The 14,011-nt window shown below is 69.5% G+C and carries 13 protein-coding genes; 5 read left to right on the top strand and 8 right to left on the bottom strand.

Annotation, left to right across the window (positions count from 1 at the left end):
* Nucleotides 1–23 precede the first annotated feature (23 nt).
* Complete coding sequence (locus OG876_RS33895; RefSeq protein WP_328520763.1) at nt 24–1,253, bottom strand: iron-containing alcohol dehydrogenase; 1,230 nt, start codon at nt 1,251–1,253, stop codon at nt 24–26.
* A 31-nt stretch (nt 1,254–1,284) separates the two neighbouring features.
* Nucleotides 1,285–2,298: an Ldh family oxidoreductase gene (locus tag OG876_RS33890; RefSeq protein ID WP_328520762.1), complete on the bottom strand. Its 1,014-nt coding sequence runs from the start codon at nt 2,296–2,298 to the stop codon at nt 1,285–1,287.
* A 169-nt stretch (nt 2,299–2,467) separates the two neighbouring features.
* Here OG876_RS33890 and OG876_RS33885 point away from each other — a divergent pair, with 169 nt between their 5' ends.
* On the top strand, nt 2,468–3,172 hold the full coding sequence (locus OG876_RS33885; protein WP_328520761.1) for a GntR family transcriptional regulator: 705 nt from the start codon (nt 2,468–2,470) through the stop codon (nt 3,170–3,172).
* A 27-nt stretch (nt 3,173–3,199) separates the two neighbouring features.
* Here OG876_RS33885 and OG876_RS33880 read toward each other — a convergent pair whose 3' ends face one another.
* The 4 genes from OG876_RS33880 to OG876_RS33865 are packed head-to-tail and all read right to left on the bottom strand — an operon-like array spanning nt 3,200 to nt 7,145.
* On the bottom strand, nt 3,200–3,970 hold the full coding sequence (locus OG876_RS33880; protein ID WP_328520760.1) for an energy-coupling factor ABC transporter ATP-binding protein: 771 nt from the start codon (nt 3,968–3,970) through the stop codon (nt 3,200–3,202).
* Nucleotides 3,967–4,725 carry a cobalt ECF transporter T component CbiQ gene (gene cbiQ, locus OG876_RS33875; RefSeq protein ID WP_328520759.1) on the bottom strand — a complete coding sequence of 253 codons (759 nt, stop codon included), beginning with the start codon at nt 4,723–4,725 and terminating at the stop codon, nt 3,967–3,969. The genes OG876_RS33880 and cbiQ overlap by 4 nt, the downstream gene beginning before the upstream one ends.
* Nucleotides 4,722–5,741: an energy-coupling factor ABC transporter permease gene (locus OG876_RS33870; protein WP_328520758.1), complete on the bottom strand. Its 1,020-nt coding sequence runs from the start codon at nt 5,739–5,741 to the stop codon at nt 4,722–4,724. Before OG876_RS33870 ends, cbiQ begins: the two co-directional genes overlap by 4 nt.
* A 45-nt stretch (nt 5,742–5,786) precedes the next feature.
* Nucleotides 5,787–7,145, bottom strand: coding sequence for a dihydrolipoyl dehydrogenase family protein (locus OG876_RS33865; protein WP_328520757.1), 1,359 nt, complete (start codon nt 7,143–7,145; stop codon nt 5,787–5,789).
* Between the two features lie 123 nt (nt 7,146–7,268).
* Here OG876_RS33865 and OG876_RS33860 point away from each other — a divergent pair, with 123 nt between their 5' ends.
* Genes OG876_RS33860 through tsaA form a run of 3 tightly spaced genes read left to right on the top strand, consistent with a single transcriptional unit; the run spans nt 7,269 to nt 9,784 of the window.
* Nucleotides 7,269–8,609, top strand: coding sequence for a PstS family phosphate ABC transporter substrate-binding protein (locus OG876_RS33860; protein WP_328520756.1), 1,341 nt, complete (start codon nt 7,269–7,271; stop codon nt 8,607–8,609).
* A 9-nt stretch (nt 8,610–8,618) separates the two neighbouring features.
* The gene (locus OG876_RS33855) at nt 8,619–9,377 is read left to right on the top strand and encodes a metallophosphoesterase (protein WP_328520755.1); all 759 of its coding nucleotides are present in this window, start codon (nt 8,619–8,621) and stop codon (nt 9,375–9,377) included.
* Entirely contained in the window at nt 9,374–9,784 is a 411-nt protein-coding gene (gene tsaA, locus OG876_RS33850; protein WP_328520754.1) for a tRNA (N6-threonylcarbamoyladenosine(37)-N6)-methyltransferase TrmO, read from the top strand. The genes OG876_RS33855 and tsaA overlap by 4 nt, the downstream gene beginning before the upstream one ends.
* Before the next feature lie 10 nt (nt 9,785–9,794).
* Here tsaA and OG876_RS33845 read toward each other — a convergent pair whose 3' ends face one another.
* Together OG876_RS33845 and lpdA are read right to left on the bottom strand one after the other, a co-directional pair.
* Nucleotides 9,795–10,085 (bottom strand): hypothetical protein, encoded by a 291-nt coding sequence (locus OG876_RS33845; protein ID WP_328520753.1) that lies wholly within the window; start codon nt 10,083–10,085, stop codon nt 9,795–9,797.
* A 151-nt stretch (nt 10,086–10,236) separates the two neighbouring features.
* Nucleotides 10,237–11,634, bottom strand: coding sequence for a dihydrolipoyl dehydrogenase (lpdA, locus tag OG876_RS33840; protein ID WP_328520752.1), 1,398 nt, complete (start codon nt 11,632–11,634; stop codon nt 10,237–10,239).
* Between the two features lie 248 nt (nt 11,635–11,882).
* On the opposite strand from lpdA, the gene OG876_RS33835 reads away from it, so the two are divergent.
* Nucleotides 11,883–14,006 (top strand): peptidoglycan DD-metalloendopeptidase family protein, encoded by a 2,124-nt coding sequence (locus OG876_RS33835; RefSeq protein ID WP_328520751.1) that lies wholly within the window; start codon nt 11,883–11,885, stop codon nt 14,004–14,006.
* Nucleotides 14,007–14,011 lie beyond the last annotated feature (5 nt).

The following is a 14,011-nucleotide window of genomic DNA, read 5'->3' as shown; positions in this document are numbered from 1 at the left end:
CTGGGTGTGCTCCATATGCCTGGTCAGAACGGTTGGCTACGGTCGCCGGCGTACGCGGCACGAGCGATCTCGTACAGCGCGTCGGCGTCCAGCGGGCGGGGGTTGTTGTCGACCAGCCGGGCCGACTTCAGCCCCATCGACGCGACGTACGACAGTTGGTCCTCGGCGAGGCCGAGCTCCTTCAACGTGGACGGGATGCCGATCCGCTCCAGCAGACCCTCGACGGCTTCGATGCCGGCCAGCGCCTGCGCCTCACCGCCACCGGTCACCGGTACGCCGAAGATGGTCGCGATCTCGGCGAATTCCTGAACCCGGGCCGGCGCGTTGTAACGCATGACGTACGGGAGAAGGACGCCGACTCCGACACCGTGCGCGGTGTGTGTCAGGGCGCCGAGCGGATACTGCAAGGCGTGCGCGGCGGCCGTTCCCGCGACTCCGAGCGCATAGCCGCCGGCGTTCGCGGCGAGCATCACGTCGGAGCGTGCCTGCCGATCGTCCGGATGCTCGAAGGCCTCGGGCAGAGCCTTGGCCAGCAGCCCGAGACCCCAGCGCGCGTAGGAGTCGCTGATCACGTTCTTACCGATGAAGACCCGGCCTTCGCCGACCGCCGTCGACGGCCGCTGGATCGCGGTGAACGACTCGACCAGATGCGAGACCGCGTCGGCGCCCGCGCTGGCGGTCAATCCGGGCGGACAGCTGTAGGTCAACTCCGGGTCGCAGATCGCGACCGAGGGAATCAGGTAGGGCGAGGAGATACCGGCCTTCAGCTCGCGCCGGCTGTCACTGAGCACGCAGACCGGCGTCACCTCGGACCCGGTGCCGCCGGTCGTGGGAACGGCGACGATCGGCAGGACGGGTCCCGGTACGGCGTTCTCCCCGTAGTACCGATCGATCGGGCCGCCATGGCTGAGCAGCAGCGCCAGTGCCTTGCCGAGGTCGAGACAGCTGCCGCCGCCGATCCCGATCACCACCTCGATCCCGGCATCCTTCATCGCGCCGTAGCAGGCGTCGATGTCGGAGGTCGGCAGTTCGGCGGCGGTGTCCGACCACACGCTCACCTCGAGGCCGTGATCCTTCAGATCCGCGATCAGCTCGGTGAACTCCGCCGAATCGGCCAGCCGCTGATCGGTGCAGACGAGTGCCTTGCGCCCGTACTCCGCGGCCAGGCTGCCGAGCAGCGCGCGCTGGCCGGCGCCGAAGACGACGGTTCGCGGAGCTCGTTGCACGCCGAAGGAGGGGGTGGTGATCGTCATCGTGAGTGGTCCTTGTCTGGTCGGGGCGGGGTCATTCGGCCAGCACTGCTTCGGGCCGGGCTGCCTCTGGAGCGGTCAGCTCGCGCCACAGGTCGTCGGCGACATCGATGCCGTCGGCCACTGATGTGCGATAGCGGTCCCGGGCGCCGTCGCCGGGAACCGCGACCGGCGTCGCCGGGTCGGCGCGCCGACTGCCACGGACCTGATCGAGGTACTCCGAGGCGGAGTACGCGCCACCGCTCAGCAGGATGAACAGGTCACCCTTGTTGCTGAGGCGGTCGTCGTCCAACGTCCCGCCGACCGCCGTGCCGTAGGCGGCGCCGGTCAGGAAGGTGACCATCGCGCCCAGGCCCAGCCCGAGCCCGTAGCCCTTCGGTCCCCCGAACGGCGCGATGGATCCGGACTTGGCCGCCTCGGGATCGATCGTCGCGTTGCCGTCGGCATCGAGTGCCCAGCCGGGCTCGAGCGGTACGCCGCGGAGCGCGTGGTCATGCACCTTTCCCATCGAGATCTGCGACGTCGCCATGTCGAGCACCAGCGGATGCGGCTGCGCGGGGACGCCGAGCGCCAGTGGATTGGTCCCGAGGATCGCCTCGGTGCCGCCCCACGGATGGACCAGCGCCTCGCTCGTCGTCATGCCGAGGCAGACCAGACCGCGCTCGGCGATCCGGCCGGCGTAGAAGCCGAGCATGCCGAGGTGGTTGTTGTTCGTGATCGAGCAGACCGCGACGCCGTGCCGTCGAGCCGCCGGAACGACGGCCTCCAGCGCACGCAGCGCGACCACCGGGCCGAGGCCCTGCTCACCGTCGACGGACAGGTAGCACGGGCTGAGCCATTCGTGTTTGCCGGTGTTCGTCGGGCTCGCCGTACCGTTCGCCAGTCTGCGGAGCAGCCGCGGCAGCCGGAGCAGGCCGTGCGACGGCACCCCTTTCGCCTCGGCGATCAGGAGGAGCTCGGCCTGCTGAGTGGCCGCCGGGCCGGGCACACCCGCGGTGATGAGCAGACGTTCGGCCAGGGACTGCGCTGTTGCGAGGTCTATGTGCACGTCGACCATCCCAGGGGTGGACTTTGTCGATTTTTGGCAGGCTAGATCAGATCAGATATGATTTGCAATGGTCTGTGGATACGAATTCACAACTAAGGCCGACCAGGCTCCGACCGGACAGGGCAGGCATATGAGCGAGCGCGCTACGGAGCGTCCTGAACGCACCAGGATGAGCGATGTGGTCTACGAGCAGCTGCAGACGCTCCTGCTGGACGGCGTGATCCAGCCCGGTGAGCGGATCCGGGTCGATGTGATCAGCCGGCAGCTCGGCGTCTCCCAGACCCCGGTCCGGGAGTCACTGAACCGGCTCGAGGCCGAAGATCTGGTCACCAAAACGCATCTGATCGGATATTCCGCGAGTCCCAAGTTGACGCCGGAGCGGTTCGAGGACCTCTTCGAGGCGCGGTTCCTGATCGAGCCGTACTGCTCCGGCCTGGCGGCCGGCCGCCACCAGCGGGTCGAGGTCGAGCAGATCGCCGGCATCGCCGCCGACCTGCGCGCCCGCTACCTGGCCGGCACGATGTCGTACGGCGCCTTCGCCCGCAAGGACGCCGAGTTCCACCAGGCCATCATCGGAGCTACTGGCAACAGCTACTTCGGCGAGATCTTCGCCAAGCTGCACTGCCACCTGCAACTGTTCCGGCTGCTGCGTGACTCCCGGGTGACCGAGGAGGCGCTCGAGGAGCACGACCTGATCGTCACCGCGATCCGGCAGCGCGACACCGAGGCCGCGGACCGGGCGATGCACGCCCACCTGACCGCCTCCCGCGGTCGCCTCAGGTCAGCCTTCGAAGCAGCCCCCGAGCCGGCCGTCGCGACCATCACACCGGCCGCCGCCGGACAACCCGAGGCAACCCACGACGCCACGCCCTGACCCCGCACGAGCGCAGGGTCGGCGGCGTCAGCGTTCGGGGCCGGGGACGGAGAGGGGGTCGAAGCCGTACGGGAGCTCCAGGCGGTGCGCGCTCATCAGGTCGGCGTCGCCGAGGAGATCGCGGGTCTTGCCGTCGGCAACGATCCGGCCGTCGTCCATCAGCAGGCTCCGCTCACACAACTGCAGTGCGTACGGCAGGTCGTGCGTGATCATCAGCAGCGTCACGTCCAGGCCGGCCAGGATGTCGGCGAGCTCCCGCCGCGCGGCCGGGTCCAGGTTGCTCGACGGCTCGTCGAGCACGAGCACCTCGGGCCGCATCGCCAGGACCGTCGCCACCGCGACCCGCCGCCGCTGACCGAACGACAGGTGATGCGGCGCCAGGTCGGCGTGGTCCTGCATCCCGACCTGCACCAGCGCCTCGTGCACCCGATCGTCCAGCTCGGAGCCGCGCAGTCCGAGGTTCGCCGGACCGAAGGCCACGTCGTCGCGCACCGTCGGCATGAACAGCTGGTCGTCCGGGTCCTGGAACACCAGCCCGACCTTCCGGCGGACCACGGACAGATGCTCGCGGTGCAAACCGGTCCCGCCGATCTCGATCCGGCCGCTGCCGGTGCCGCCAGCCACCGAGCCGAGGATCCCGTTCAGATGCAGGACGAGCGTTGTCTTGCCGGCGCCGTTCGGCCCGAGCAGCGCGACCCGCTCGCCACGCTGGACCGTGAAATCGACACCGAACAACGCCTGCCGGCCATCGGGATAGGCGAAGACAAGACGCTCGACATGGATCGCGGGACCGCTCACAGGCCGACCACCCTGGCCGCGACCGCGATCAGCACGGCCGCCAGGGACATCGTCATCCCCTGCAGCCATTGTTCACGCGTCGCACCCGCGACGCTCAGCAGCGGCATCCGGCCCGTATAGCCGCGTGACCGCATGGCCAGGTGCACCCGCTCACCTCGCTCGAAGCTGCGCACGAACAATGCCCCCACTCCCCCGGCGACCGCCCTCAGATGACCAACCCGCCCGCCGGCATAGCCGCGCGACTCCCGCGCGATCCGCATCCGGTGCAGGTCGTCCGACACCACGCTCAGGTACCGGACCATGAAAGACAGAATCGCGACCAGCGTCGACGGCAGCCGCAGCCGCTCGAGGCCCGCCAGCACGTCACGCGGTCCAGTGGTCGCCGACAGCAGAATCGCCGCGACCACCCCGAGCGTGCCCTTGGCCAGCACGTTCCACGCCCCGAGTACGCCGGACTCCGACAACTCCACACCCAGCACCGCGACGGTCGGCCCGGTCGCCACGAAGGGCAGCAGCAACGCGAACACGATGAACGGCGTCTCCACGGCCAGCCGCCGTGACACGACCGTGGCCGGCAGCTTCGCGACGACCACGGCGGCCACGAGCATCACGGCGTACGCGCCGAAGGCCCAGAAGGCGGCCGCCGGGGTGGAGACGACGGCGAGCACGAAGACGAACAGGGCGACCAGTTTCACCTGCGCCGGGATCCGGTGGATCCGGCTGTCCACCGCGACGAGAAGACCGTCTCCGCTCACGACGCTTTGCCGGCACGCAGCGACGCCAGCTTGGCGATCGCCAGGCCGACCACGATCGTGACCAGTACGCCGATGATGCCGGCGAGCGCACCGGAGACCTGGGAGTTGCCGATCCCGCTGACGCCGTAGTCGGCCAGCGGACTACTCGCGACCGCCGAGCCCTTGGCCGCGCTCTCGAAGCCGAGCTTGGCGCCGACGAACTCGAGCCCGTCCGGATGCGCGCTCGCGAACAGGCTCAGCCCACCGGCCACCATCAGCGTGAGCGCGATCCCGACGCCGAGCGACCGACCGGCCGGCTTGGCCGCGATCGGCCTGTCCGGCGACACCGTGGACGTGTTGCCGTCGGCATCGACCAGGATCAGGTCCTGATGCAGGTGGCGGGCGGCGTACACGAGATCCGGCCGGGTCGCCACGACCGCGCTCAGTACGGCGGCGGTGATGACCGCCTCGCCGATCCCGACCAGGATGTGCCAGCCGACCATCGCGGTCGCGAGCTTGCCGATCGGGATGTCGACCGCGCCGCCGATCGCGTACAGCCCGGTGAACGCCAGCGCCGCGACCGGCACCGACACCAGCGCCCCGAGCGTCGCCGCCGGTACGACGCTGCCGGCCCGCCGCGGCAGAACCCGCAGCACCACCCGGATCAGGATGTACCCGACGAGCACCGTGATCAGCCCCATCAGCGTGATGTTCGTCCCGAGAGCGGTCAGTCCACCGTCCGCGAACAACAGCCCCTGGACCAGGAGCACCGTCGACATCACGAGTACGGCGGTCCACGGGCCGACCAGCGCGGCGGCCAGGGCACCACCGAGCAGGTGTCCGCTGGTCCCCGCGCCGACCGGGAAGTTCACCATCTGCACCGCGAACACGAAGGCGGCGGTCAGCCCGGCCAGCGCCGGACCGGTCTCGCGGATCTCCCGATTCGCCCGCCGCAGGCTGAACCCGACCGCGCCGGCCGCGATCAGCCCGGTGGCGACGGAGGTCGGCGCGTCGAAGAAGCCGTCAGGAACATGCACGGCCACATTCTTGAACTAGTTGCGACGCATTCGCAAGAAGCCGTCTCACAACGGCTTCAGGGCCTCCCCGATCGCCCGGTGGAAGGTTGGGTATGCGTAGATCATCTGTCGCAGAGTGTGAACGGGAACGGCCGCGTGCACTGCAAGCGCGAGAGCGCTGAGCACCTCGCCGCCGGTCGGGCCGGCACTCGTCGCACCGACCAGGACACCGCGATCGGCGTCCGCGACCACCTTGATGAAGCCCTCGTTGCCGGCCTTGTGGATCCAGCCGCGGGTCGAGGCCGGGATCGGGGTCGACCCGGTCCGCACGTTCAGCCCGGCGTCGCGCGCCTGCTTCTCGGTCATCCCGACCGCACCGATCTCGGGATCGGTGAACGTCACCCGCGGCATCGCGTGGTAGCTCGCGGTCGGCGCGTCCGGCTCCTGCAGGATGTCGCGGACCGCGATGTCGGCCTGGTACATCGCGTTGTGGGTGAACACGCCGACCCCGGTGACATCGCCGATCGCCCAGACCTTGTCGCCGGCCCGGACGTGCTCGTCCACCTCGATCCGGCGCGCCTTCGGGTCGAGCCCGAGCTTGTCCAGGCCGAGGTCGTCGGTGGCGATCCGCCGGCCCGTTGCTACCAGCAACTTCTCGCCACTGACCGAGGATCCGTCGTCGAGCGTGACGGTGAACGTGTCACCGGCGTACCCGACCTGCTTGGCGTGCACCCCGGTCCGGAAGGTGACGCCGTCGCGCTCCAGCGCCTCCCGGGCCAGTACGCCGGACTCCGGCTCCTCCATCGACAACACGTCGGCCGCGCCCTCGATCACGGTCACCCGCACACCGAACCGGGCGAACACCTGGGCCAACTCCATCCCGATCGCTCCGCCGCCGAGCACCAGGATCGTGGCCGGTAGCGTCTCCGCCTCGATCGCCTCCCGGTTCGTCCAGTACGGCGTCCCCGCGAGACCGTCGATCGGCGGGACCGCCGGGAGCGTGCCGGTCGCGATCACGATCCCGCGGGACACCTCGTACTCGCGGTCCCCGGCCCGGACCGTGCTGGGTCCGGTGATCGTGGCGCGGTCCTTGATGACGGTGGCGCCCTTGTTCACCAGCCGGTCCACCGCGACCTGGTCGTTCCAGGTGTCGGTGGCCTCCTCGCGGATGCGCTTGGCCACCGGAGCCCAGTCCGGCTCGACGGTCGCCGTACCGGCCATGCCGTCGACGCGGCGGGTCTCGGCGATCAGGTTCGCGGCCCGGATCATCATCTTGCTCGGGATGCAGCCGTAGTACGGGCATTCACCGCCGACCAGGCGGGACTCGATCCCCACCACCCGCAGCCCCGCCTGCGCCAGCCGGCCGGTCGTCTCCTCGCCGCCGACGCCGACTCCGACCACGACCACATCCACGTTCTCAGCCATGCCGCCCAATCTCGCAGACCGGCGCGGACCGGCCAAGTCTCGAGCCTGCGTGTCATCGGTCGGTAAGCATCCGTTCACCGCGGGACAGTACGTTCGGGGCTCGTAGAAGTGGGGACCGACACGTTGTTCGATTTCTCGGGTTTCGGCACCATCAACCTCGAAACCGTCATCGCCGCCATCGCCCTGGTCAGCACGGCTGCCGCCTGGCTCGTCGACCGGTACATCCTGCGCCGCAAGCGGCTCGTCTACCGGGGCCAGGTCGACGCGCAGATCGGGGTCTTCCCGGGCGAGGACAAGACCCAGCGGATGGTCGACGTCGAGGTGCGGCACCAGGGCGCGGTGGTGCAGGACCCGAGCATCGTGCTGCTCCGGCTGGACAACGCCGGCGGGATGGACATCGATCCGCACGACATGCACGAGAAGGTCTCGTTCGCGTTCCCGGACCGCAAGATCGTCGGCCTGCGGGTCACCGAGGCGCAACCGAAGTCGCTGGGCGAGATGCTCCAGCGGCGGATGGTCCCGGCCAACTACGTCGACACCAGCAAGCTGGTGCTGCCCCGGATCGCGATCAACCGCGGCGACCACTTCAAGTTCCTGCTCGTGCTGTCCGGGACGGGCAAGGGAGTCAGCCACTCCGGCTATCTGGCCGGTGGATCGACCGGCGGCGGGGTCTATCACGAACCGCGGCCGCGCGGTCCGGGTCGCCGTACGTTGATGTTCGGGGCGTTGTCGCTGGTCCTGGTCGGTGCGCTGGTCGCGTTCTTCCTGGTCGACGTGCTGCAGCCGCCGGACACCTGCGTGTCGGGCCAGTTGCGGGTGATCGGCTCGACGGCGGTGGAGCCGACCATGCGCGAACTGCGGACCGCCTACGCGGCCGACTGCACGCGTGCCGACATCACCATCGCGGCGAACGGCAGCCGCAGCGGCGTCCGGACCCTGGACGAGACGGGCGCGAAGGACGCGGGCGCGGCGGGCAAGCTGATCGCGATGTCGGACGGACCTGCCGAGGACTCCCCCGACCTTCGCGGCGAGCCGATGGCGGTGGTCGTCTTCGCCGTGGTGATCAACCGCTCGGCCGACGTGAGCGCGCTGACCACGAGTCAGCTCCGCGAGATCTACAGCGGGAAGCTGACGAACTGGAAGCAGGTCGGCGGCCGGGACCTGCCGATCCGGATGGTGAGCCGGGTCGGCCCGGACTCCGGTTCGCGGCGGGTGTTCCGGGAGAAGGTCCTCGGCGGTGATCAGGAGCTGGGCATCTCGTCCGACGACTGCCGCCAGGACGACGACCCGGTGGCGACGTACCACCGCTGCGAGGTCGGTACGACGGAGGAGCTGCTGACCCGGGTCGCGGGGTCGCTGACCGCGGCCTTCCTGGACTACCTCCGCTCGACCCAGGCCCGGCCGGTGCTCGAGCGCAGTGGTCTCGTTCCGTGTGGAGATCTGCCGGCCGGCTTCTGCGGTTAAGGTGCAGGCATGTACGTGATCGCGCATCTGAGTGACCCGCATCTCGACGGCTCGGACGAGGCGCGTGACCGCTTGCGGCGGATCACGGCGTACCTGAAGGACTTCCGGCGGCCGGTGGACGTCATCCTTGTCACCGGCGATCTCGCCGATCACGGGCTGGAGGCGGAGTACGCCGAGCTGGCCGCGGAGCTCAAGCTGGACCTGCCGGTGCTCGTGCTGCCCGGCAACCACGATGTGAGCTCCCCGCTGCGAGCGGCGCTCTCGTCGCTCGTCGACTCCCCCGGCGAAGGCCATCCGGTCCATCAGGTCCGCGATGTCGGTGCGGCGCGGTTCGTCCTGCTCGACACGACAGTCCCGGGTGAGAACCACGGACTGCTGCCGGCGGATTCGCTGGCCTGGCTCGACGGCGTACTGCGGGAACCGTTCGACGGACCGTTGTTCGTCGCCTTCCACCAGCCGCCGTTCAACCTCCATCACCCGACGATGGATCAGTGGATGCTCCAGACGCGTGAGCCGTTCGCGGCCGTCCTCGAAGGCAAACCGGTCACCGCCCTGTTCGCCGGCCACGTCCACAACGCCATCGCCGCGACCTTCGCCGGCATCCCGCTCCGCGTCGCCCCTGGCATCCGGTCCACGGTCCCGCTCCCCTTCGAGCCCGCTACCCCTGCAGGCACGTTGGTGGACCCCACGGCCCATCCCGGCTTCGCACTACATATCCACGTGGACGGCGAGCCCCTGCAGACCCTCTACCGCTACCCGGCGCGATGACCGACCTCACTCTCCGGGTCATCGGCCGCGTCGAGTCCCCTCTGATCGCGCGAGCCGACGCGCCACGCCAAGGCGACGAGGGTGCGCCCGACGCATGGGTGGTCTTCGACGAGTCGGTCCGGGCGGCACTCGCCGAGATAGCGGCCGGTGACGAGATCATCCTCATCACCTGGTTCGACCGCGCCGATCGCGACATACTCACGGTGCATCCGCGCGGCGACCGGACCCGACCGCCCACCGGCGTCTTCAGCACCCGCTCCCCCGACCGGCCGAATCCCCTCGGCCTGCATCGCGTCACGGTCCTCGCCACCGACGGCCCGCGGATTCAGGTGAACAACCTCGAAGCTCTCGACGGCACCCCCATCGTCGACGTCAAGCCCGTCCTGGGCGACATCACCGACCGCTGAACCGCCGCGCTCACGTCCGGATGCGTTGGTGCTTGATCGGTGACCGGGCCGGATAGGGCCCGGTGAGGTAGGTGTTGACCTCCGCGATCGTCCCGTCGGTGTCGCGGATCAGGTGCCGCAGCCCGTTCCAGCGGGCGACCTCGACGCCGATCGCGATCAGCCGCAGCCGGCTCGCCCCGGAGGCGAACGGCTCCGTGCTGTCACAACGCCGCGTGTACCACATGCCGCCCTGGTGGTAGGTCTCCACATCCGCGTGCAGCTCGTGAGTGGTATCTGGTTCGTACTGGTCGCACGATGTCATCCGGCCTGCCTTCAGCGAGAAATCCTGCGACCAAAGCTCATCACCTGACACCGCCCCGCCACTGCGGCCGAAAGTCCCGGATCCCCGGGACCTCGGTCCCGAACGACGAAGGCCCCGGACCACGTGGTCCGGGGCCTCGCTGCGACAGCGATCAGAAGTTGATCATGTGGCCTTCGAGGCCGTGGAAGGCCTCTTGGAGTGCCTCGCTCAGGGTCGGGTGGGCGTGCACGTTGCGGGCCAGTTCCTTGGTGGTCAGGTCCCACTTCTGCGCCAGGGTCAGCTCGGGCAGCAGCTCGGTGACCTCCGGGCCGATCAGGTGCGCACCGAGGAGTTCGCCGTACTTGGCGTCGCTGATCACCTTGACGAAACCGGTCGGGTCGCCGAGGCCGTGCGCCTTGCCGTTCGCGGTGAACGGGAACTTCGCGATCTTGACGTCGAAGCCCTCCAGCCGGGCCTCTTCCTCGGTCCACCCGAAGCTGGCGATCTGCGGCTGGCAGAAGGTCGCCCGCGGGATCATCTTGTAGTCGAGCTCCATCGTCTCGTGCCCGGCGATGGTCTCGGCCGCGATCACTCCCATCGCCTCGGCCGCGTGCGCGAGCATCAGCTTCGCGGTCACGTCGCCGATGGCGAAGATGTTCGGCACGTTGGTCCGGCAGAAGCCGTCGATGCCGATCGCGCCGCGCTCGGTCAGCTGGACGCCGATCTTGTCCAGGCCGTAGCCGTCGACGCGCGGCTGGAAGCCGATCGCCTGCAGGACCTTGTCGGCCTCCAGCGTCTGCTGGGCGCCGTCCTTGCCGGTCACAGTGACCTTCACCTTGTCGCCGGAGTCGTCGATCGAGTCCACCCGGGTGCCGGTCAGCATGTCGACACCGAGCTTCTTGTACGCCTTGGCGAGCTCCTTGGAGACCTCGATGTCCTCCAGCGGCACCACCCGGTCCAGGAACTCGACGATGGTGACCTTCACGCCGTAGTTCGCCAGCACGTAGGCGAACTCGACGCCGATCGCGCCGGCGCCGGCGATCACGATCGAGCCCGGCAGCTCCTCGGTGAGGATCTGCTCCTCGTACGTCACGACGCGCTCGCTCAGCTGCGTGCCCGGCAGCAGCTTGGTGGTCGCGCCGGTGGCCAGGATGCAGTTGTCGAACGTGACGGTCTCGGAGGAGCCGTCGTTCAGCGTCACGTCGAGCGTATTGGCGTCGGTGAACGAGCCCCAGCCGTCGAACTCGGTGATGTTGTTCTTCTTCATCAGGAAGTGGACGCCCTTGACCCGGCCGTCGGCCACCTTCCGGCTGCGCTGCACCGCGGTCGGGAAGTCGAAGCTGACCTCGCCGCTGATGCCGAAGGTCTTCGCCTCCTTCTGGAAGATGTGCGCCAGCTCGGCGTTGCGCAGCAGCGCCTTGGACGGGATACAGCCCACGTTCAGGCAGACACCGCCCCAGTACTTCTTCTCGATGATGGCGGTCTTGAGCCCGAGCTGGGCAGCGCGGATCGCCGCGACGTACCCACCCGGACCCGCGCCGAGGACAACAACGTCAAAGTGCGAGGCCATGCAGTGAACTTTAGTGGGTCGCACCAGCCCTCCGGACCACTGGTACGACGCCCTGCGGCGGCCGTGACCCGGGTCACTGCGATGGCCCGATCGGGCAGTCTTGTCCGTCGTACGTCGGCCGACCCGTACGCACTACGATTACAGTCCGTCCATCTGGGTTCCGTCAGGCCCGTTCGCCGCCTACGCTGGGGCCCACGCGGGGGCCGTCTCCCTCCGCGTGCGTGAGGCGAGACAACGATGGGGGCCCGATGGTTCTGGGGAGCCGCCGAGGGCTGTGGTTCGCAGCACTCGGCACAGTGCTGGCAGTGGTCGCACTGCCGGCGTACGCGGACGACCCCACGCCGCCACCACCGGCCTCCGTCACCGACGTGAACCGCTCGCTCGAGGAGCTGCAGGCCGAGGCCGCCGCCGTCCAGGCCGACTTCGCCAAGGCGACCATCGCCTACACGAACGCGCTCAAGGCCGCGCAGACCGCGGAGGCCACCGCCAAGAAGGCGGAGGCCAGCGCGACCGTCTCCAAGAACAAGGCAGAGACCGAGCGTCACCAGCTCGGTCTGCTGACCGCGCAGGCCTATCAAATGGGGATCCCGACCGTGATGGGCACCGAGTCGATGCTGTGGTCGCTCGCCCCGATCGCGGAGAACCTGCAGGAGATCGCCGACCGGCAGACCGCGATCACCCAGCTCGGCAGCACCCAGGTCGCGCAGTACCGGACCGCGATGGCCGCCGCGAACGAGGCCGACCGGCTCACGGCGACCGCCACCACCAAGCGGGCCGCCGCGAACGAGGCCGCCGCCAAGGCGAAGGAGCTCAGCCTGCAGGTCCAGCAGAAGGCTGCCTTTGCCGCGTCGGCGATGGAAGGCCAGGCAGCCGACCTCGACGGGGCGTCCGAGCTGTCCAAGCAGCTGCAACTCGCGCGCAATCAGCAGGCGCTCACGCGCTGGCAGACCTACCTGACCGAGCTGTCGACCGCGAAGGTCACTCCTCCGGCGGCCGCCGTACTGAAGAACCCGGCGAAGCTCCCGGCCGGGCTGAAGCCGCTCACCCGGCGGGGTGCACCCGTCGCCGGCGTCGCGACCATGGCCGCCGCCGGCCGCACCGTCCGGGTGCTGTCCGCCGAGACGATCCGCGCGGTGAACCAGGCCTTCAGCCTGCTCGGCAAGCCGTACGGCGTGGCCGCGACCGGCCCGGACAAGTACGGCTGCCTCGGCGCGGCGCGGGTCGCATGGCAGCCCTACACGACGCTCCCCAACCTGGTCGGCAAGGTCTATCCGGACTACCAGGCCGTGCCCACGACCCAGATCGAGCCCGGCGACCTGCTCGTGATGGGCAGCAAATCGCTCGGACTCGTCCACATCGGCGTCGCCCTCGACAGCGGCGAGATGATCGCCGCCGACGAGGCGAAGGGTTCGGTCGTCGTCACCTCTGTCCCGGACAACCTGTACGCCGCCCTGCGCCCGACGCTCGGCGCTCCGGTCAAGCCGCAGGTCGCGCCCGCCGCGACCTCGGACGCCGTCGACTTCCGCTGCGGCAACACCGCGACGTCCTACAACATCGGTTCGGGCGCCTGGACCTGGCCGCTGGCCGACGGGACGTTCGACATCGGTACGCCGTTCGGTCAGGCCGGCCCGATGTGGGCGACCGGATTCCACACCGGCCAGGACTTCCCGGCCGCCGTCGGTACGCCGGTGCGCGCGGTGACGGCCGGTGTCGTCCGGGTGGAGCACCCGGCCTGGGCCGGGAACCTTGTGCGCATCGACCACGGCAACGGCCTGGAGACGCTCTACGCCCACCTCAGCAAGATCGACGTCGCCGACGGGCAGCAGGTGACCGCCGGCCAACGGATCGGCGCCGTCGGCACCGAAGGCAACTCGACCGGCCCGCACCTGCACTTCGAGGTCCACCTCGGCGGCGAGCCGGTCAACCCGATGCCGTTCCTGGCCACCGGCTCCGCGAGCATGGGCTGGGGTGGCTACAGCAACGGCATGATCCCGGCGAGCAAGCTGTGCGGGATCGCGTCCGGCCACATGCTCCGCTGCGACGCGGCGGCGGCGTACCAGCAACTGGCCACCGCCTACCGCGCCCACTTCGGCAGCAGGCTCTGCATCACCGACTCGTACCGCTCCTACGCCTCCCAGGTCGACCTGTACGCGCGCAAGCCGTCACTGGCCGCGCTCCCGGGCACGTCGAACCACGGCTGGGGGGTCGCGGTCGATCTCTGCGGCGGCATCGAGAAGTACGGCACCGCGGAGTACCAGTGGATGAAGGCCCACGCGCCCGCCTTCGGCTGGGTCCACCCCCAGTGGGCCGATCAGGGCGGCAGCCGCGAAGAGCCGTGGCATTGGGAGTTCGGGAAGCCGCCCAGCGCGTAGGCTTG

Origin of the sequence: Kribbella sp. NBC_00359 (assembly GCF_036097425.1) — a bacterium.
Taxonomy (GTDB): Bacteria; Actinomycetota; Actinomycetes; order Propionibacteriales; family Kribbellaceae; genus Kribbella.
Note: the sequence above shows the minus strand (reverse complement) of the source record. Positions and strands in the feature narration are given on the sequence as shown.